This is a genomic window from Candidatus Pelagibacter sp. Uisw_121 (assembly GCF_047722545.1).
Classification (GTDB): Bacteria; Pseudomonadota; Alphaproteobacteria; order Pelagibacterales; family Pelagibacteraceae; genus Pelagibacter.
In genome coordinates, this window is sequence record NZ_CP159816.1 from 138,525 (window position 1) to 157,450 (window position 18,926).

Annotated in this window: 22 protein-coding genes; 14 read left to right on the forward strand and 8 right to left on the reverse strand. The window is 22.0% G+C overall.

The genetic code is table 11. The features are described from left to right. Window positions 1–32 precede the first annotated feature (32 nt). Genes ABXT52_RS00760 through ABXT52_RS00775 form a run of 4 tightly spaced genes read left to right on the forward strand, consistent with a single transcriptional unit; the run spans window position 33 to window position 4,024 of the window. A complete protein-coding gene (locus ABXT52_RS00760; RefSeq protein WP_415272007.1) occupies window positions 33–749 on the forward strand; it encodes an SDR family oxidoreductase in 717 nt (238 codons plus the stop codon). After that, the gene (locus ABXT52_RS00765; RefSeq protein ID WP_415272008.1) at window positions 750–2,450 is read left to right on the forward strand and encodes an ATP-binding cassette domain-containing protein; all 1,701 of its coding nucleotides are present in this window, start codon (window positions 750–752) and stop codon (window positions 2,448–2,450) included. After that, window positions 2,443–2,883 (forward strand): hypothetical protein, encoded by a 441-nt coding sequence (locus ABXT52_RS00770; RefSeq protein WP_415272009.1) that lies wholly within the window; start codon window positions 2,443–2,445, stop codon window positions 2,881–2,883. Before ABXT52_RS00765 ends, ABXT52_RS00770 begins: the two co-directional genes overlap by 8 nt. Beyond that, on the forward strand, window positions 2,870–4,024 hold the full coding sequence (locus tag ABXT52_RS00775; RefSeq protein ID WP_415272010.1) for a hypothetical protein: 1,155 nt from the start codon (window positions 2,870–2,872) through the stop codon (window positions 4,022–4,024). Before ABXT52_RS00770 ends, ABXT52_RS00775 begins: the two co-directional genes overlap by 14 nt. Window positions 4,025–4,220: 196 nt before the next feature. On the opposite strand, the gene ABXT52_RS00780 is transcribed toward ABXT52_RS00775, so the two are convergent. From ABXT52_RS00780 to ABXT52_RS00795, 4 genes are all read right to left on the reverse strand, one after another. Beyond that, on the reverse strand, window positions 4,221–4,529 hold the full coding sequence (locus ABXT52_RS00780; RefSeq protein WP_415272504.1) for a GDP-mannose 4,6-dehydratase: 309 nt from the start codon (window positions 4,527–4,529) through the stop codon (window positions 4,221–4,223). 156 nt (window positions 4,530–4,685) lie between these two features. Continuing rightward, window positions 4,686–5,798 carry a glycosyltransferase gene (locus ABXT52_RS00785; protein ID WP_415272011.1) on the reverse strand — a complete coding sequence of 371 codons (1,113 nt, stop codon included), beginning with the start codon at window positions 5,796–5,798 and terminating at the stop codon, window positions 4,686–4,688. Next, a complete protein-coding gene (locus ABXT52_RS00790) occupies window positions 5,798–6,298 on the reverse strand; it encodes a hypothetical protein (protein ID WP_415272012.1) in 501 nt (166 codons plus the stop codon). Before ABXT52_RS00790 ends, ABXT52_RS00785 begins: the two co-directional genes overlap by 1 nt. Before the next feature lie 140 nt (window positions 6,299–6,438). Beyond that, window positions 6,439–6,741, reverse strand: coding sequence for a hypothetical protein (locus ABXT52_RS00795; RefSeq protein WP_415272013.1), 303 nt, complete (start codon window positions 6,739–6,741; stop codon window positions 6,439–6,441). Window positions 6,742–6,824: 83 nt separating this feature from the next. Between ABXT52_RS00795 and ABXT52_RS00800 the strand changes: the two genes are divergently transcribed. From ABXT52_RS00800 to ABXT52_RS00810, 3 genes are read left to right on the forward strand one after another with little or no spacing between them, the layout of a single operon-like run. After that, complete coding sequence (locus ABXT52_RS00800; RefSeq protein WP_415272014.1) at window positions 6,825–7,490, forward strand: hypothetical protein; 666 nt, start codon at window positions 6,825–6,827, stop codon at window positions 7,488–7,490. Then, on the forward strand, window positions 7,490–8,242 hold the full coding sequence (locus ABXT52_RS00805; RefSeq protein WP_415272015.1) for a glycosyltransferase: 753 nt from the start codon (window positions 7,490–7,492) through the stop codon (window positions 8,240–8,242). Before ABXT52_RS00800 ends, ABXT52_RS00805 begins: the two co-directional genes overlap by 1 nt. After that, window positions 8,133–8,591, forward strand: coding sequence for a glycosyltransferase (locus tag ABXT52_RS00810; protein WP_415272016.1), 459 nt, complete (start codon window positions 8,133–8,135; stop codon window positions 8,589–8,591). The genes ABXT52_RS00805 and ABXT52_RS00810 overlap by 110 nt, the downstream gene beginning before the upstream one ends. Here the strand turns inward: ABXT52_RS00810 and ABXT52_RS00815 are convergent. Beyond that, on the reverse strand, window positions 8,580–9,242 hold the full coding sequence (locus ABXT52_RS00815; RefSeq protein WP_415272017.1) for a hypothetical protein: 663 nt from the start codon (window positions 9,240–9,242) through the stop codon (window positions 8,580–8,582). The genes ABXT52_RS00810 and ABXT52_RS00815 overlap by 12 nt on opposite strands. Then, window positions 9,235–10,185: an NAD-dependent epimerase/dehydratase family protein gene (locus tag ABXT52_RS00820; protein ID WP_415272018.1), complete on the reverse strand. Its 951-nt coding sequence runs from the start codon at window positions 10,183–10,185 to the stop codon at window positions 9,235–9,237. The genes ABXT52_RS00815 and ABXT52_RS00820 overlap by 8 nt, the downstream gene beginning before the upstream one ends. Window positions 10,186–10,242: 57 nt before the next feature. On the opposite strand from ABXT52_RS00820, the gene ABXT52_RS00825 reads away from it, so the two are divergent. After that, complete coding sequence (locus ABXT52_RS00825) at window positions 10,243–11,397, forward strand: glycosyltransferase (RefSeq protein WP_415272019.1); 1,155 nt, start codon at window positions 10,243–10,245, stop codon at window positions 11,395–11,397. Here the strand turns inward: ABXT52_RS00825 and ABXT52_RS00830 are convergent. Continuing rightward, window positions 11,394–12,488: a glycosyltransferase gene (locus ABXT52_RS00830; protein ID WP_415272020.1), complete on the reverse strand. Its 1,095-nt coding sequence runs from the start codon at window positions 12,486–12,488 to the stop codon at window positions 11,394–11,396. The genes ABXT52_RS00825 and ABXT52_RS00830 overlap by 4 nt on opposite strands. Window positions 12,489–12,527: 39 nt before the next feature. Between ABXT52_RS00830 and ABXT52_RS00835 the strand changes: the two genes are divergently transcribed. Both ABXT52_RS00835 and ABXT52_RS00840 read left to right on the forward strand, forming a co-directional pair. Then, window positions 12,528–13,280 (forward strand): glycosyltransferase family 2 protein, encoded by a 753-nt coding sequence (locus ABXT52_RS00835; protein WP_415272021.1) that lies wholly within the window; start codon window positions 12,528–12,530, stop codon window positions 13,278–13,280. After that, window positions 13,277–14,050, forward strand: a complete 774-nt coding sequence (locus tag ABXT52_RS00840) for a hypothetical protein (RefSeq protein ID WP_415272022.1) — start codon at window positions 13,277–13,279, stop codon at window positions 14,048–14,050. Before ABXT52_RS00835 ends, ABXT52_RS00840 begins: the two co-directional genes overlap by 4 nt. 233 nt (window positions 14,051–14,283) lie before the next feature. Here the strand turns inward: ABXT52_RS00840 and ABXT52_RS00845 are convergent, their stop codons facing one another. Further along, window positions 14,284–14,955, reverse strand: coding sequence for a glycosyltransferase family 2 protein (locus ABXT52_RS00845; RefSeq protein ID WP_415272023.1), 672 nt, complete (start codon window positions 14,953–14,955; stop codon window positions 14,284–14,286). Between the two features lie 82 nt (window positions 14,956–15,037). Between ABXT52_RS00845 and ABXT52_RS00850 the strand changes: the two genes are divergently transcribed. The 4 genes from ABXT52_RS00850 to ABXT52_RS00865 are packed head-to-tail and all read left to right on the forward strand — an operon-like array spanning window position 15,038 to window position 18,851. Next, entirely contained in the window at window positions 15,038–16,750 is a 1,713-nt protein-coding gene (locus tag ABXT52_RS00850; RefSeq protein ID WP_415272024.1) for a hypothetical protein, read from the forward strand. Beyond that, window positions 16,743–17,468, forward strand: coding sequence for an FkbM family methyltransferase (locus tag ABXT52_RS00855; RefSeq protein ID WP_415272025.1), 726 nt, complete (start codon window positions 16,743–16,745; stop codon window positions 17,466–17,468). The genes ABXT52_RS00850 and ABXT52_RS00855 overlap by 8 nt, the downstream gene beginning before the upstream one ends. Then, on the forward strand, window positions 17,452–18,255 hold the full coding sequence (locus tag ABXT52_RS00860; protein WP_415272026.1) for a glycosyltransferase family 2 protein: 804 nt from the start codon (window positions 17,452–17,454) through the stop codon (window positions 18,253–18,255). The genes ABXT52_RS00855 and ABXT52_RS00860 overlap by 17 nt, the downstream gene beginning before the upstream one ends. After that, on the forward strand, window positions 18,252–18,851 hold the full coding sequence (locus tag ABXT52_RS00865; RefSeq protein WP_415272027.1) for a sugar nucleotide-binding protein: 600 nt from the start codon (window positions 18,252–18,254) through the stop codon (window positions 18,849–18,851). Before ABXT52_RS00860 ends, ABXT52_RS00865 begins: the two co-directional genes overlap by 4 nt. Window positions 18,852–18,926 lie beyond the last annotated feature (75 nt).

An 18,926-nucleotide genomic window follows, 5' to 3' on the forward strand; every position in this document is an offset into this window, starting at 1 on the left:
TGTAAAGCCAATATTGAGAAAATTTAATTAAGGTGAAAAAAAAAATTATAATTCTTGGTTCATCTGGTCTAATTGGAAATACTTTAAGTCTAGAGCTGTCAAAAAAATATAAAGTTATAGGTTTAGATAAAATTGCCAATAAAAAAACAGATTTTATTGTAGATGTAAATAATTATGAAGAGGCAAAAAAAAAAATTGATTTAATAATAAAAAAGAATAGATCTATACATGCTGTAATTATATCCGTATATCCAAAAGTAGATATTAAGCAAAAAAAAAATTCTTTAACACTTTCATATGAGCAGTTTTCAAAAGATTTAAATAACCATCTTAAGGCGTATTATAATATTAATAAAATTTTTATTAATTATTTTAAAAAAAAAGAGGGAGGTGTAATAGTCAATTTTGGGTCTATTTACGGTTCTTATATTCCAAGATTTGAGGTTTATGAGGGAACAAAAATGTCTATGCCAATGCAATATACAATAGCCAAAAACTCAATTATTACTATGAGTAAATTTCTGGCTAAAGAATATTTAAATAAAAAAATTCGAATTAATTGCGTAAGTCCTGGAGGCGTTTTTGATTATCAAAATCCTAAATTTATAAAGAAATATAAAAAATACACAGCAAATAAAAGTATGTTAAGTAAAAATGACCTTTCTGGAGTAGTAAAATTTTTAATATCTGATGAATCATCAAAAATTACTGGCCAGGATATAGTCATTGATGATGGATATACTTTATAAATGTTTAAAGATTTTAAAAAGGTACTAAATTTAATAGGAAAACAAAAAACAAAACCATTAATTTATTTTTCATCATTCAGTCTGCTATTAATTTTTTTAGAACTATTAGGAATTACAATATTAATTCCAATAATTTCATTCATAACAAATAATAATTCTTCATTTTTTATTTTTGAATTTTTTTCCAATGATAAAATTTTTTTACCATTAATTGGAATATTAATTTTTATTTTTATTTCAAAAAATTTATTAATAATATACTTGAGCCATTGGCAAATGAAATTTTCTGGAAAGATTCATTTAGACCTTTCGGGTAAATTATTAAAATATTACTTAAAAATGCCTTATGAACAGTATTTAAATATAAATTCGTCAATACATATAAAAAATATTGAAAATGAATGTCAAAATTTTTCTCATTATCTTGTTGCTTATTTAGGATTAATTGTAGACGTAATTCTATCTTTAGTATTAATACTTTTGTTATTGAGACTAAACTTTTTTTATACATCTATAATCTTTGTGTTTTTTTTCACGATTTCTTTTATTTTATATTTTTTATCTAAAACTAATTTAAAAAAATGGTCAAAAGAAAGAATGGAAACTGCCAGGAAAGTCTTGCAAAATCTAATGGAAACTATTGGAAGCGTAAAAGAAATTAAAACTTATGAAAAAGAGGAAAAATTTGTTGACCAACATATAAAAAATTTAAGAAAAAATATTTATTCATCAATTAAAACAAATATTATTAGAATGTATCCAAAGTCTACATTTGAAGTATCTTTTATATTCTTGATATCAGTTGTTATAATTTATATAAGATTTTCAGAAAGTACTCTCAATTCTATGCTGCCCACAATTGTTGCTTTTATGGCTGCTGGGTTAAAATTGTTACCTACTTTTTCTAAAATTTTAGGTCAATTGCAAACTATAAGATCAAACAAAATTTCAATTGAAGTTTTACATAATGAATTTAATCAAATTCTACTCAAACCCTCCGTAGATCAAGGTAATGAAATTTTAGTTAATTCATTTAAATTAAATAAAATTGAGTTTAAAGAAGTTTCATTTAATTATTTGAATAATAAAAAAGAAATTATTCAAAAGTTAAATCTAAAACTTGAAATTGGAAAATGTTATTGCATCATTGGAGAAACTGGATCAGGAAAAACAACTTTGACGAATCTTTTACTAAAATTATTGATCCCAACAAGTGGTCAAATTTTAATAAACGATAAATATGACCTGCAAAAAATAAAAAATAGATTTTATTCTTTTGTTCCTCAAAAAATTTATCTTTTAGATAGTAGTATAAGATCTAACATAGCATTAGAGGAAGATGATACAAAGATATCAGAAAATCTATTGAATTCAGCCATTAAACTTGCTCAACTTGAAAGTTTTGTCGATAATTTACCCAAAAAAACATACACAAAAATTGGTGAAAATGCTTCAAGGTTGTCGGGAGGGCAGTTACAAAGGTTGGGTATTGCTAGATCAATATACAATGAGTCTCAATTGATGATATTCGACGAACCAACTTCATCATTAGATCAATTAACTGAAAAAAAAATTTACGAAAACATAAAATTGCTCAAAAATGATAAAATAATTATTATAGTATCTCACTCAACAGAAATAAAAAATTTTGTTGATCAGATAATAGAAATAAAAGATAATAAAATTTTAACTTATGAATAAAATAAACTTACTAGATTGTACACTAAGAGACGGTGGTTATTATAATATTTGGAAATTTGATAATAATTTAGTCCAAGATTATCTAAATGTTATGGCTAAAAGTAAAATAGATTTTGTTGAAATAGGTTTCTGTTTTTTTGAAAAGAATAAGACTAAAGGTCCTTTTGCTTATATCTCAGAAAAAATATTAAAAAATTTTGAGATAAAAAAAAGCCTAAAATTAGCTGTAATGCTAAATGTTTCAGATACTGGAGAGAATAATGAAGAAATTATTAAAAATATTAACTCTGCATTTCATCATAAAAAAAAAGACAGGATTAAACTTGTAAGATTAGCATTCCACTTAGAGGAGCTAGATAAAACAATTTTAATAGCTAAAATTTTAAAAAAAAAAGAAATACATGGTGGGATTAAATTTGATGCAAATTTCTGAAATCAAGTTTAAAAAAATTAAAGATATTTTTAAGAAAATAGATAAAAGTTTTGTAGATGTTTTTTATTTTGCGGATAGCTTAGGCTCATTAGAATTAGTACAAACTAAAAAAATTATTAACTTAATTAAAAAATATTGGAAAAAACCAATTGGTATACATGCGCATGACAATCAAAGTCTGGCGCTTGAAAACTCAAAAGTAGCCATTAAAGAAGGTGCTACATTTATAGATAGTACTGTATTAGGAATGGGCAGAGGTCCAGGGAACGTAAAAACAGAAAATATATTGTCTCTAGTAAATAGAAGTTCTATTTATGAAATTTCAAATTTAATTGAAAAACATTTTTTTGAACTTAAAAAAAAATATAATTGGGGAACAAATCATTTTTATTATCTCTCAGCTAAATACAAGATACACCCAACATATATACAAAAAATGTTAGAAGGTAATCGATATGACCATAATCAGATACTTCTAGCAATTGATATTTTAAAAGATATAAATGCTAAATCTTTTAATCCAACTAAATTAAATTTTTCAACGAAATTTTATGTAGGAAAACCAAAAGGTAAATGGTTCCCAGGTAATTTTAAAAAGCGTAAAATTTTAATTCTAGCAAATGGGGAAGAATTATATAAAAATACAAAAAAGATTAACATATTTATTAAAAAAGAAAATCCAATCATTCTTTCTTTAAATGAATTAAAAAATAGCAGAATAAAAAGAATTGATTTTATCACCATGTGCAATCCATCAAGAATTTTTATAGAATTTAATAATTTAAAAAATAAAAAAGCTAGAATAATTGCACCATTTTCCATGATACCAAAAAAAATTTTTTCTAAACAAAAAATTAACACAAGCTATGATTATGGGGCAGTTGTTAAAGCTGACAAAATAGAAGTAAATAAAAATTATTGCGTTATTCCTAATTTTTTAGCCCTCTCCTATGCACTTTGCATCGCTATAGCAGGAGGTGTAGGTGGACAGAATATTATTTTTGCAGGTCTAGATGGATATAGCGACAATGTAGTGCAAAAAAAAGAAACAGATAATACTTTAAAATTATTTCAAAAACAGCATAAAAAACTTGTAATAAAATCATTAACACCCACAAAATATAAAATTAAAAAGATTTAAAAACTAAAGTTTTTTTAATTCCTTTAGTTATATCGGTGAAGTTAAATTTTCCAATTAAAAAAATTAATTTTTTATTATTTCCATGAGTTTTAAGCATGTCACCTTTTTGGAAGAAAAGTTTTTTTACTAAAGGTTTTATATTAATAGATTGTGAAATAAGTTTAATAATTTTTATTATAGAAATAGATTTACCCGATTAAATATTTAGTATTAAATTTTTTTTATTTTTAAGAAAATTAGCATTAGATAATTTAAATATAATTTTGCTGACATTGCCATATATAGAACTTGATGATGCATAAATTAAATTATTTAATTTATATTTTTTCATACTTTCTAATAAATTAAGGAAACCAGTTATATTGTAATCTATGTATTTAAATGGGTTTTTATAACTAAATCTAACTCCTGCTTGTGCAGCTAAATGAATTATGACATCTGGTTTTATTTTTCCTAATAAAGAAGAGAAGCTCTTGTTTTGAATGTCATCCTTTATAAAGAAAATTTTTTATATTATTTGAGTAGGTTGCATCTTTTAATTTTAAGTTTTATGTCATAATAATTATTATGATTATCAACACCATAAACAATGTAGTCTTTATTCAGGAAATAAGATGCCACATGAAATCCGATAAAACCAAATGTCCTTGTAATTAAAATTTTATTTTTTGCATTCATTAAAAAAATTTTCAATAATTAAACATCTTTTTTTCCAAGTATATTTCTTTGCAGTATTAAAAGCATTAATTTTCAACATCTTATATTTTAAAGGATTGTTAATTACATCGGATATTCTTTTTTTCCAATTTTGTAAATCATTTAATTCAAGAATTATAGAATTAAAATTGTCTTTTAATATATGATTATATGAAGGTTGTTTTGTTGCAAAAATTATTTTTTTTGCAGCCAAGTATTCAAACATCTTCAGTGGTGATATATATTTTGACACATTTAAATTTGAAATGAGTACACCAATTTTTTTTTCATAAGGCATTAATAAATAATCTGCATTAAATAAAATTAATGGAATTTTATTATAATCTGTATATTCGTTTAAAGATACATTTTTAGTAAAGTTACATTTGTTGTAATTATCTAAACTCATTGTATCAATATTTCCATATAAGATAAAATCATGATTTTTAAAAATGTTTGCTAATCGAATTATAATTTCAACACCTTTGCCGTTAACAAAACTACCAGTATAAACAAATTTTTTTCTTTTATTGTTTTTTCTTTTTTTTTTAAATTTAGAAAAATCTTCAATTTTTACAGCATCATCAAGCACTATGTAATTTTTCTTATTAATTTTAAAGTGATCATTTAACTTATTGTGAATAAAAATAAATTTTAGATTATCTTTTTTAATAATTTTGTAGGTAAAATAAAATATAATTTTTGTAAAGCCTTTAAGCTCAGTATGTATTTCAAGTAAATTTTTAATATTAAAAAATGAAAGAAGTAGACTTGCTAATATATTCCTAGAAATTATTAAATCAGCTTTACTTTTTCTTAAAATAAAAAAAATTTTATATGCATTTTGAAACCTTGTGAAAAAAGTATTTGCCTTAAATTGTTGCAAACCTAATATTTTAAAATTTTTGTATAAATTATATTTTTTTTTTATTGAGTAAAAATTAGTATTTATATTATTTACAATTAATTGAGCATTAAAACCATTTGCGACAAATGCTTCACACATTTTTATTACATGAACAGCATAAGCAGATTTATTTGGTAATGAAAGATCACTCAAATAAATTACTTTTTTCATTATTTTTGAATAAACTTACTTAATTTAGTTTTTAATTGATGTAGGTCATTAGAACTTAATTTAGAATCGATATTTGAATTTTTTTGAATACTTTTTTCAATATCAAAAGAGCTATATTTTTCATCAAGTGAGAGAAATTTTAAAATAGTTTTTTTTGTTTGATTGTGCTTACATAAAAAATCATCAAATTTTATTATAAGAAATTTATTTGAATTAATTTCTAGATTTGATATTTTTTCATATATATATTCATACCATCTTATAAATTTATCAATAGTAAGTCCTGCGTAAGCAAAAGCTGGGTTTTGAGAAATACTATAATATGTTCCAATTGGATCCCTTAGAGTTATTATACATTTTGAGTTTGAAAAGAATTTCAAATTTTGAGTAGCTTCATAAATATTAATTGACTGATCTATCAGTGCAAGTTTATCATTAGAATATGTATCAGTTGATTTTATAATTTTGTCAATAAAGTTAGTTGAATAATTAATAAACAAATTATGATTTACAGGTAAGATTAATTTAAAAACATCAATGTCACTTATTTTTTTGTTTAAGATGATTTTTTTAAAATAGAACCTAAAAGTATCAATTAAATTTATTTTAGACTTACTAAAATTAGGTAAACCGTTATATTCTAAGTGTGTAATATTTTTGAGATATTCTTGACATAGATGATGAAATTTTGATGGATAATGATTTTTTTTTTTGACTCTAAGTGTTTACAAAATTTTTTAAAAGCATACATGGAATTGCTAGCACCATTTATACTAAAATTATAATATAAATTGTGTTCTAGATCTCTAATACCGTCTGGATCATTAACAAGTCTAAATTCTTGATTTTCAAATGGTAAAAAAACATCATCTCTGTCTTTAAGAAAGTCAAATATTGCACCACTTCCACTATTTCCCGGCCCCGCAATAATTATTTTTTTCATTAAGAATTAGGTTATTAACACAATAATAATATTATTATATAATTATTTATACTAAGAATGATTTAACTACAAATTTGTATATCATGAAAATATCTCAGGTTATAAAAAAAAATTTTCAATATTTATTTAAAAACAAAGGTAAAATATTAATAAAGTATTTTAGTAGAAATAATAAGAATTTTTTTTATTCTTTATCTCATCAAATCAACTTTGGAAGTATTAAAGCAAATAATTTTTATATAAGATCATTAAAAAAATCAAAATTTTATTTCGAGTACGGATCGGGAAATTCATCTATGCTTGCAAAAAGGCTTTCTAAGAATTTTATCTCAATTGAATGCGACAAAAGCTTTTTTAATGATTTTAAAAAAAGAAAAATACATGAAGTTAAATTTACAAACATTGGCCCAACTTTAGAATATTCATATCCCATTTTTTTTTTAAGAAAAAAAATTGTTAAATATGTTGAAAAAATAAACTCATTTATATTAAGAGAAAAAATACCTGATCTCATATTAATAGATGGAAGATTTAGAGTCAGCTGTTGTTTAAATTTAACTAAATTTAAAAAGGAATTAATGAAAGCAAAAACAATAATATTATTAGATGATTTTCAAAAAAGAAATTATTATAAAATACTTAATAAATATTTTTTCATAGGCACGTGTGGAAGAATGGCAATTCTTAAATTTAAAAATAATTTTCCGTCAAAGAATACTTTTAGTAAATTCATTGAGGATCCTAGATAATGAATATCTGCTATATATCTAATTCAGCCTCACCATCAAAAAATGCTAGCAGTTTACAAATAGCCAAGCTTTGTGAATATATTTCAAAGCAAAAGCATAATGTTAAATTAATTCTACCTAAAACTGGAGATAAAAAAAATTTTAACAAATTCTACAAAATAAAATATAAATATAAATTGGTAAGACTAAAAGCGTTTAAAACATTTCCAATAGGAATTAATTATTATCTATATTCAATATTTGCAATTATAAAATCAGATTATAAAAAGCAAGATCTATTTTTAACAAGAAATTTTTTTACGTCTTTTATCTTAAGTCTACTTTGTAAAAAACATATTTTAGAAATTCATGATGATATTAAAATCGAAAGTCGAATAGTTCAATTATTGGTAAAATATTTTAAAATTTTGAATTATAATTTTTTAATTAAAATTATAACAACAACACAATCTTTAAAAAAAAGGTATAGGGACTATGGTGTGATTGAAAAAAAAATTCAAGTTTTGCATAATGCCTCATCATTAAAGTCACAATTTAATCCATATAGTAAAAAAAAAAATCTTAATATTGGTTATTTTGGATCAATATTTCACTCTAGAGGGATTGAAATGATTCTAAAGTTATCCGTTCTAGATAAAAAAAATGATTATTATATTTTTGGGGGCACAAAAAAGGAAATTGATAAGATTAAACATAAGGCTAGAAATAAAAATTTATTTTTTTTCTCCACACATCCCTTACTCCAAAGTTAATATTGAAATAAAAAATATGGATGTCTGTATTTTACCTTATACATCAAAAATTACTGTTGCCGGTAATGTTGGTGATATTTCTAAATTTACTTCGCCATTAAAGTTATTTGATTATATGAAATTAGGTAAATTAATTATCTCATCAAATTTATCTGTGTTAAGAGAAGTTCTGGTAGATAAAGAAAATAGTTTATTAGTAAATAGATTTAACGATGAAAAAGAATGGTATAAAAAGATTTCACTAGTAAGTAAAAATTTTAAAAAATCTACCACAATAAGAAATAATGCATTTAATTATGCTAAAAAATTTGATCTTAATTGGAGAGTAAAAAAACTTCTATCTTTTTAAGATTTTTCTTAGGAAATTTTTTATAGATAATCTTCGAGTATTAATTTTTTTGGGCTCTCTTAAGTCACTGTTAGTTATTTTTTTTATTTTGCACATCCCAGTCCCTTGAAAAGTGAAATCGATTATAAGGTTATCTCGATTGGAATAATAAATTTCTAAAATCTTTTCAAATGTTTCATAGTTATTAATTTCACCATAAAATCGATCTTTTTCAGAATTTCTTAAATAAGGTATCCAATTTATGTCGTCTATAAAAAAACAATGATTTACTTCGAGTAAATTAAAGTAATTATAAATAATTTTTTTAACATGATTTGCTTCATGAAGCGTATCCAAAAGTATTAAATCTAATTTATTTGGAACTTTTTTTTTTACAGATGTAAAATTATCATCTCTAGAATATACAAACTTCCAATTTGAATCATTGAATTTATTTTGATAGTCTACGTTATCAACTGAAAATAATTTACAGTGAGAAACCTTTGCGTATTCTAAAAAAAGTTCTGTAGACATTGCCTGGTCACTAACACCAAATTCCAAAATATTTGCTAGTTTAATTTTACTTAATTCAGGGTACATAAAATCTATCAGTTTAGTGTGATGCCTGGATCTTGTAGTATAATCCTTAATAAATTTTTCTAAATCACTCATAATGTGTTCTCAATGTTCTAATTAAATTAAATTTTGGCTTATACTTTAAGTATCTAGATATACTATTGATACATGCTTTTGTGTAATTTAATTCTTTTTTAGAAATTGGTAAGTATTTAAATTTAACTTTATTTTTAAATCTTTTTTTTATCTCACAAGTTATTTTATTAATATCTGTGCTAATACCTGATCCAATGTTAAATATTTTATTAATTCTTTTGTTTGATTCAATTATAATTATTAGTTTAAAAATAATAAATGATAAGGAATGTATGCTGATAAAATCTCTTGAAGGAAATTTTATTTTATTATTTATTTTTATAAAATTAATATTTGTTATTTTTTTATTTTTAATATTTTGAATGATTTTGAAAATTAATCGTTGATAATTTTTTTTTTTAAAATTAAAAATTTTAAATTTTGGATTGAATATTCCAATAATATTAAATAACCGTAAAATAACCAAACTATCAAATTTTGTTTTTTTTAAATATTGCTCAATTAAAAGTTTATTTTGTCCATAAAAATTTTTTGGATTTATTGAATTTTTTTCACTAATTTTAATTATTTCTTTTTTTTCCTTGTAAACATTAGAAGATGAAAAAAATATAAATTTTTTTATTTTTGCTTTTTTACATGTATCAATAAATTTCTTTGTTTTAATGACATTATTGAGAAAATATTTTTTTTTTTCTTTTTCAGCTTCAAGCACATAAGAGAAAGCAGCAGCGTGTATTACTGTATCAATATTATATTCCTTAATTAATTGATAAACTTTTTTCTTAGAAGAAATATCAAAAAAAAAATGATTATCTTTTTGATTGATATTTGATTTGTATGAGTATGAAAGATTATCTATTCCAACAAATTTAATTTTCTTTTTTTTAAGATAACAACAAAGATGTGATCCTATGTATCCTGTACTACCTGTAATTAATATCATTTAAATAATTTTTTTTACATATAAACTAAATTAGTTAATGTAAAGCAATATAAACTAATGAAAAAAAAAGTAATATACTGGTCACCTTGTCTAAACCCTGTTGGAACCATTAAATCAACAATTAATTCAGCTGTAAGTCTATCAAAATATAGTAAAGATTATGAGGTTACTATTATTAATGCTTGTGGTGAGTGGGATAAATATTTAGATTATTTTAAAGAAAACCATGTAAAAATTGTTAATTTTAAATATAATTTTTTTAAGTACCTTCCTAAACATGGTTATGTACAGAGTCGATTTTCCTACATAATAATTTTCTTACTATGTTTTTTTCCACTTATTAAATTGATAAAATCAAGTAAACCTGATTTTTTTATTGCCCATCTAATTACCTCTTTACCCTTAATGGTTATGAATTTATTCAAAACAGATACAAAATTTATTCTAAGGATTTCAGGTATGCCTCGATTAAATTTAATAAGAAAATCATTTTGGAAAGTAGTATCAACAAAATTATATATGGTAACAAGCCCATCTATTGAGCTAATGAACAAACTTATTAACATAAATTTATTTGATCAAAATAAAATTACTTTTTTACCAGATGCAATAATCGATATTAAGCAATTCATTTCCAAAAAAAATTCAAAAATTAATAATTTTAAAAAATTTGACCAAAAAAAATTAATTTTTGCTGCTGGAAGACTAACAAAACAAAAAAATTTTTCATATTTAATTGATGAATTTTCAATTTTTCTTAAGCATAATGATCAATTTATATTGATAATATTAGGCGATGGCGAAGAAAGAAATAAATTAGAAAAAAAAATTATAAAAAAAAAACTTCAAAAAAATATTTATTTAACTGGATATGTAGAAAATGTTTTTAAATATTTTAAAAATGGTGAAGCTTTCATTTTAAGTTCATTATGGGAAGAGGTTGGATTTGTAATGGTAGAGGCCGCTCTAACAAACCTATTTATAATTTCCAGTAATTGTCCAAATGGACCAACGGAGTTTTTGTCAGATGGGAAACATGGAATCCTATTTGAAAGTAATAAGAAGGGTGAATTATCTAACAGTTTAATAAAATATGCTAACTTAAAAGGTGTAAAAAAACATAAATTTGAAATAAAGAAAAATACTAAACAGTACACAAAATATAGACATTTTCAAAAATTAAATGATATTTTAAAAAAAGATATTGTTTAATTTATTTGATTAACTAAATTTAAGTATTTTTTAAGATTTATTTGGTAATCAAATCTATGCAATTTTTTCATTGCATACTTTAACATGTTTAAACATTTTTTTTTATTCTTCTCATAATACATTATTTTTTTTGCTAGTTGATCAGAATTTCCAACATTAAACAAAAGGCCTCCTTTGCCATTCAATAAAATTTCTTTTGGACCTGTATGGCATTTAGAAGAAATAATAAATTTTTTTAATGTTAAAGCTTCTAATAGCACGTTTGGCAAACCCTCATATTTGGAGGATAGAATAAATAATTCAGTTTGTTTTAACAGTGGAAAAGGATTTTCTACAAAATCAACTATCTTTATAATTCGTCCTAAATTATTATTTGATATATATTCTTGAAGTTTTTTATAAAGCTTACCACGCCCAATTATAACTGCTTCAAATTTGACAGTCTCTTTAATTTGATTTAATGATTTTAAGAGCGTCATCTGGTCTTTTTGTTCAGTAAATCTTCCTATATTTAATATTTTCAATTGTTTTTTATTTGTGAATATTTTCTTTGATTTTTTTTTGGCTTTTTTTATAACTTCATCATGATTTAGTGGATTATAAATACATCTTGCATTTACATCGAATTCTTTTTTTAAATCACTTTTAAATTGAATACTGTTTACCATAACTCTATCTGCAAGATTTAAAAAAAATTTAAAAAATAATCTTTTAAATATATTTTTTGACCAACCTGCTGGGGCTGAATTTGATCTTGCTATCACTTTAATAGAAAACAATTTACATATAATAATACAGTAAATATTAGCTTGAAATGCAAATACTATTACATTTTTATTTTTAAGTATTTCTTTAATAAGCAAAAAAATTGATAAAACATATTTTTTTCTTCTACTTAATTTATCCCAATAGTTTGACATAAGTGAAATAAATTCAATCGAGCTATTAAATTTTTTTTTATATTTTTTTGATATTGTAATTAATGCTACGTGATCAATCTTTTTACTAAGGTAATTGCTTACTAAAAATAGATTTTTTTCTACTCCACCTCCCTCTATAGAAGGCATAAAAATTATTAACTTTTTTTTCATTTCTATTTACTAAATATAAAATTAGAATAATCTAATTAAATGGATCTAATAAGTGTTATCATACCCTATTATAAAAAAAAAGAATATATTATCTCAAGTATTAATTCTGTTTTAAATCAAACTTACAAAAATTTAGAAATAATTATTATTTATGATGATTTAAATAAAAAAGATTTAAATTTACTTAAAAAGATTAAAAAAAAAGACAAAAGAATTAAAATTTATATTAATAAAAAAAATTTAGGTGCTGGTAGATCACGAAATAAAGGAATAAAATTAAGCAAAGGTGTTTTTGTGGCATTTTTAGATTCTGATGATTTATGGAAAAAAAATAAATTAAAAAAACAAATTTTTTTTATGAAAAAAAATGGAATAAATGCTTCACATACTTCCTATACTATTATTAATTCTAACAATAAAATAGTTGGAAGTAGAAATGCTAAAGATATGAGCTATAAACTATTACTAAAATCATGCGATATAGGCTTATCAACAGTAGTATTAAAAAAAGAAATAATCACTAGTAAGATAAAATTTGCTAATATTAAAACTAAAGAGGATTATGTTCTTTGGCTTAAAATAACGTTTAATAATAACAAAATTTTTGCTTTAAAGGACAATTTGACAAAATGGAGAAAATTAGAAGACTCTCTTTCTTCATCAAGGCTACAAAAAATTTATGATGGTTATTTAGTTTATAGAAAATATATGAATTTTAATTTATTAAAATCATTTGGATTTCTTATGTTACTTTCATTCAACTATTTTTTAAAAGATATTAAAAATAAATGAATATAGTATTACTCATTTCAGTCATAACTTTAGCTTTAATATTAAATTATGTGTCCATAAAAAAAAAATTATTTTTAAATTTTCAAGGAGATAATCATCAAAAATTTACTTCCTCAGAAAGCATACCTCTAATTGGTGGTTTAATTTTAATTCTCAGTTCTTATTATTACTTAAATCTTACTATCTTTAGCTATGTTTTATTTATATTTTTACTTGGTTTTTTTTCTGATATAAAAAAATTTAACTCTCCAAAATTAAGATTTATAGTTCAAACCTTAATTGTTTGCATTGTAGTATATTTTTCTTCCATTACAGTTACTGAAACAAAAATAATTTTTTTAGACCAATTGCTTGAGTATGATATATTCAAATTATTATTTTCTTTATTTTGCATTTTAATTGTAATCAATGGTTATAATTTTATGGATGGAGTAAATACATTACTTATTGGATATTGCCTGATAATCTCTTCAAGTCTTTACTATCTTAACTTAAATGATATTGAAATTAGTCAAATTATAGATTTTTATAACTTCATACCTGTATTACTGGCCCTATTAATATTAAACTTTTTTAATAAACTTTATCTTGGAGATGGAGGGGCATATTTTTTAGGATTATTATTTGCCTTATGTCTAATTAACACATATCAAATTAATAATAATATTTCCCCATATTTTATAGTTTGTTTGCTTTGGTATCCAGCTTTTGAAAATTTATTTTCAATATTGAGAAAAAAAAAAATTTTCAAGATCACCACTGAAGCCTGATATTTATCATTTACACCAAATTATTTTTTTGTATTTAAAAAAAACTTTTAACGTAAATATTGTTTTATTAAATACAGCCACAGGTATGATGATTAATTTTTATAATTTAATATCAATTGGAATTGCTACTTATTTTTATAATCATACAAAAATACAAATTTTGATAATATTCTTTAATATAATTATTTATGTATTTCTTTATAAGAACTTACTGTTTAAAAAGAAAAATAACTTTAAGACTTCATAAAAAATAATTTTATCATATATCTTAAAATTAAAAATCCATCTCTAAAAGCATTTACTTTTTTCTTTCCCGCAATTCTTTTTCTTTCATAGGAATTGATGCACCCCAACTCCATTTTCATTTTTTTTGCTTTTATTGGAAGTTCAACACAAAAAGAAAAGTTTTTTTGATCAAGATGTAACTTTTTAGCTTGTTCAGTTTTACCAATTATAAAGGTATATAAAATATCACTTATATTAAGTCTAAAAAATATTTTACCAATATAAGTAAAAATATAATTACCAATTAGTGTTAAGAGTGTATCATCATCACTTCCAGAATTAGCACCATATCTGGATGCAAATATAAAATCTAATTCTTTATCATTTAAAGATTTATACATTCCATCTATTTCTAATGGATTAAAAGATCCATCTGCATTGAAGATACAAAAATACTCAGTTTTACATTGGTTAATGCCGTGAATTAGTGCATCACCATAGCCAAAATTTTTTTGATAAATTATATTAACATCATAATTTTTAATGGATTGAATTGTTTCACTATCTGTAGAATGCAAGATAATATCAATTTTATAAGGATATTGTTTTAATTCATTTAAAACTGAAGGTAGGCTTTCCGACTCATTTTTTGCTGGAATTATTAAGGTAATATTATGCATAATAGATATTTACTATATTAGAAAGACATAAATACATGAAAATTACTGTGATTCAATCTAAATTACTTTATAAGAAATTTTAGTGAGCAATTTACTTCTATTGATAGCCTATTATTTTTTAATTCTTATTTCTATATTAGGATATGGACTTTTTTTTTTAGAAATATTAAAAAAAAAAATATCCTCAACTAATTTGGGATATGTAGGTTTATTCGGTATATTTGTCTTATTATTTTACTCTTATCTAAGTAATTTTATATTAGCTCATTCAGAAATTCATAATATTTTATTAATCATACTTGGTCTATTTTTATCTTTCCTAAAACTGTTTAAAAATTTTTCAAGTTATAAAAAAGAATTTATTTTAACTATTTTAGTATTTTGTTTAATTTCTAGTTCTTTGTTTTTATATAAAAATCATGATGATTTTCCATATTATCATTTTCCATACACATATTATCTAACTCAACAAAGTTTTTATATTGGTGTTGGGCAATTCAACCATGGTTTTAGAACTCCCTCTTCAATATTTTATTTAAACTCATTGTTTTATTTGCCTCATGCAAAATATTACTTATTTCATTTAGGATCCATTTATATTTTAGGTTTTGCAAATATAATATTATTAAAAAAAATTGATAATTTTTTTTCATACTTAAATTTTAAAAAAAAAAAAATAAATGTCACAAATTATCTAAGTTTATTTTCAATAATTTTTATTAATGTATTTTTTTATAGAATTGCAGAACATGGAACAGATAGATCAGCACAAATTTTAATATTTTTATTAATAATTGAATTAATGATTTTTATAAACCTTAAGAGAATTAAAAGTGAAGATCTATTTAATTTATATTTGTTAGCAGCACTTATAATATCTTTGAAAGCATTTTACATACTGTATGCAGTTTTTTTTATACCTCTATTATTCTTTGTAAAGTCAAAAAACCAAACGTATATTCAGGCAATAAGTTTTTTATTTATAAATAAATTTTTTTCGATATTTTTGTTAATGTTATTTTTTACTTTATTCACATACTTTATAAATACAGGATGTATTATATATCCTTTAAACTTTACTTGTTTTGATAATTTTAATTGGGGCATAGCCAAAGAACAGGTTATTAGAATGAATAACCACTATGAACTATGGTCAAAAGCTGGCCTCACACCGACATCTAAAGTATCAAATCCTTCAGAGTACATTCAGGGGTTTAACTGGGTTAAAAATTGGATAGATCTTTATTTTTTTAATAAAGTTAGTGATTTTATTCTAGGCTTAATAGTAACGGTTTTTATTGTAGTAATTTTTTTTAAAAAACATCTTTTTAAAGTTAAAAATAAAAAAATTAATAAATTTTTTTATTTAATATATATAATTATAATGATTTTAGGAGTGGAGTGGTTTTATAATCACCCTGCATTAAGATATGGTGGTTATTGCATTATTGCTTTACTAATTTTCATACCCATTTGCTTAAAGCTTGACATAAGTAATGTAAACTACAAATATTACATTAAATCAGTTATTATTTTACTCATACTTACTGCGCTAGTCTTTAATATAAGAAATATTAATAGAATAGTTAAAGAGATTAATTTTTATAAATACAAACCATTAAAAGAAACTTTTTATAATTTAGACAGCAATATCTTTCGTATTCAAAAACAAATGGAAGGACATATATCCCAGTATAATAAATGTTTAAATTCAAGAGAAGATTGTAGCCCTGAAGGACAAAAAGTATATATGAAGTATGGAAAAATAATTTTTAATAATAGAGTTAATGATTAAAAAGTTAATCCTACTAGTTTTAAGATTTTTTGATTTTTTTCATCAAAGAAAAATTATTAAATTTTTATCAAAAAAAAATTTAACTAAAATAGATATATTGTTTGATGTGGGGGCACATAAAGGTGAATCTATAGAGTTATTTCTTAAAAATATGAATGTTAAAAAAATTATTTCATTTGAGCCAAGTCCAATAAATTTTTTTAGATTAAAAGATATTAAAGAACATTACATAAAAAAGTTTAATAAAACAGAGATAATAATAGAAAATATTGGACTTGGTAATGAAAATAAAGAGATTAACTTTAAACAATTTGAAGAGAGCTCCTCTTCTACAATGAAGTCAATAGATGAAAAGTCATCATATTTTAAAAAAAAATTTAATTTATTAAATTTTTTCAATAAAAAAAAAAAATATCAAGTTTTAAAAGTAAAAATTACAACGTTAGAAGATTACATGAATTCGAATAATATAAATAAAATTTCTTTCCTTAAGATTGATACAGAGGGTTATGAGTATGAAGTTTTAAAAGGTCTTAAAAAAAAAATTCAATTAGTAGACATGATAATGTTCGAACACCATTATGATAACATGATTATCAAAAATTATACTTTCAGAGATGTTAATAATCTTCTTATAATGAATAGTTTTTTTCAAATATACAAAACTAAAATGCCATTTAGAAAAACATTTGAATACATTTATGTTAAAAAAAATTAGAAAAACTGAGAATTTAAAAGCATCAATATTAATTGCTAATTACAATAATGGGCAGTATTTAAAAGAATGTATCGACTCTATAAAAAAACAAAACTATAGAAATACAGAAATAATAGTTCATGATGATGCATCATCAGACAATTCAATAAAAAAGTTGAATGAATACAAAAATATTAAAATTATAAAAAATAAAAAAAGAGGAAGATATGGTTCATACAATCAAATGAATGCATTTTATAGAGCTTTTAAAAAAAGTAAGGGTGAAATTCTATTTTTATTAGATAGTGATGATTTTTTTAAAGAAAATAAAATAAAATTTATAACCAATTTTTTTATAAAAAATAAAAAAATATCTTCATTGTTTGATTTGCCTATTTACAAATATAAAAATGAATTAAAATTCATTAAAAATAAAAAAAAAATTATTTCCAATTATTGGCCATATATCCCACCTCAAAGTTGCATTACAATAAAAAGAGATGACTTTATTATAATGTTTAAGAAAATAAATTTCAATTTATTTCCTGATATTTGGATGGATTTTAGGATTGGATTATATCAAAAGTATATTAAAAAAGATTTTAATGTTTTGGATAAAAATCTAACCTACTATAGACAATCTCAAGATATGATTTCATCTAATTTTAAATTTTTATCATTTGCATGGTGGAGAAGACGTAAACAAGCTCATGATTATGTTCAATATTTTTTTAATAAAAATAGAATAAATCATACGAAGAACTTAGATTACCTATTAACAAATCTTATTTATTTTTTTATAAAATGAAAAAAAAAATATTAATTATTGGTCAAAATGGACTTATTGGTAAAAACTTATTCAACTACTTTAAAAGTAAGAAAGTAAATATTCACAGAATTAGTTTTGAAAGTTTTCTTAAAAAAAAAAATATAAATAATTTTGATATTATCATTAATTGCACATCCAATCAAAAATTTGTAAAAAATAAATATGCTAATAAAAATGATAATGATCTTATAATTGCCAAAAAAATTATAAATTTAAAGACTAAATTTGTTATGATAAGTACTAGAAAAATTTATAAAGCTAAATTTAATATTAAAGAATTAGATAAAAAAGAACCAAATTGTAATTATTCTAAAAATAAACTTATATCTGAAATTTCTGTAAATAAGATACTTGGAGCAAGGGTATTAATTCTAAGGATTTCTAATATTATTAGTATGCCAAATAAAAATAATAGAAAACTTCATAATACATTTAGTGACATTTTTTTTGAAATGGCAAAAAAAGGTTATATCTATAATAATAATAAGAAGACATACAAAGATTTCCTTTCTATTAGCAAATTTAATCAAATTGTTTATGAATTGATAAAAAAAAAATTCTTTTGGAGTATTTAATATATCTTTAGGAAAGAAAATATATATAAACCAATTAATTGCTTGGTTAAATTTTTACAATACAAAAAAAATTAA

What these genes read in the sequence shown, in the direction of transcription:
- ABXT52_RS00765 (WP_415272008.1), top strand. Translation starts at nt 750, where the DNA reads ATGTTTAAAGATTTTAAAAAGGTACTAAATTTAATAGGAAAACAAAAA.
- ABXT52_RS00770 (WP_415272009.1), top strand. Translation starts at nt 2,443, where the DNA reads ATGAATAAAATAAACTTACTAGATTGTACACTAAGAGACGGTGGTTAT.
- ABXT52_RS00775 (WP_415272010.1), top strand. Translation starts at nt 2,870, where the DNA reads ATGCAAATTTCTGAAATCAAGTTTAAAAAAATTAAAGATATTTTTAAG.
- ABXT52_RS00785 (WP_415272011.1), bottom strand. Translation starts at nt 5,798, where the DNA reads ATGAAAAAAGTAATTTATTTGAGTGATCTTTCATTACCAAATAAATCT.
- ABXT52_RS00795 (WP_415272013.1), bottom strand. Translation starts at nt 6,741, where the DNA reads ATGAAAAAAATAATTATTGCGGGGCCGGGAAATAGTGGAAGTGGTGCA.
- ABXT52_RS00800 (WP_415272014.1), top strand. Translation starts at nt 6,825, where the DNA reads ATGAAAATATCTCAGGTTATAAAAAAAAATTTTCAATATTTATTTAAA.
- ABXT52_RS00805 (WP_415272015.1), top strand. Translation starts at nt 7,490, where the DNA reads ATGAATATCTGCTATATATCTAATTCAGCCTCACCATCAAAAAATGCT.
- ABXT52_RS00810 (WP_415272016.1), top strand. Translation starts at nt 8,133, where the DNA reads ATGATTATTATATTTTTGGGGGCACAAAAAAGGAAATTGATAAGATTA.
- ABXT52_RS00815 (WP_415272017.1), bottom strand. Translation starts at nt 9,242, where the DNA reads ATGAGTGATTTAGAAAAATTTATTAAGGATTATACTACAAGATCCAGG.
- ABXT52_RS00820 (WP_415272018.1), bottom strand. Translation starts at nt 10,185, where the DNA reads ATGATATTAATTACAGGTAGTACAGGATACATAGGATCACATCTTTGT.
- ABXT52_RS00825 (WP_415272019.1), top strand. Translation starts at nt 10,243, where the DNA reads ATGAAAAAAAAAGTAATATACTGGTCACCTTGTCTAAACCCTGTTGGA.
- ABXT52_RS00830 (WP_415272020.1), bottom strand. Translation starts at nt 12,488, where the DNA reads ATGAAAAAAAAGTTAATAATTTTTATGCCTTCTATAGAGGGAGGTGGA.
- ABXT52_RS00835 (WP_415272021.1), top strand. Translation starts at nt 12,528, where the DNA reads ATGGATCTAATAAGTGTTATCATACCCTATTATAAAAAAAAAGAATAT.
- ABXT52_RS00840 (WP_415272022.1), top strand. Translation starts at nt 13,277, where the DNA reads ATGAATATAGTATTACTCATTTCAGTCATAACTTTAGCTTTAATATTA.
- ABXT52_RS00845 (WP_415272023.1), bottom strand. Translation starts at nt 14,955, where the DNA reads ATGCATAATATTACCTTAATAATTCCAGCAAAAAATGAGTCGGAAAGC.
- ABXT52_RS00855 (WP_415272025.1), top strand. Translation starts at nt 16,743, where the DNA reads ATGATTAAAAAGTTAATCCTACTAGTTTTAAGATTTTTTGATTTTTTT.
- ABXT52_RS00860 (WP_415272026.1), top strand. Translation starts at nt 17,452, where the DNA reads ATGTTAAAAAAAATTAGAAAAACTGAGAATTTAAAAGCATCAATATTA.
- ABXT52_RS00865 (WP_415272027.1), top strand. Translation starts at nt 18,252, where the DNA reads ATGAAAAAAAAAATATTAATTATTGGTCAAAATGGACTTATTGGTAAA.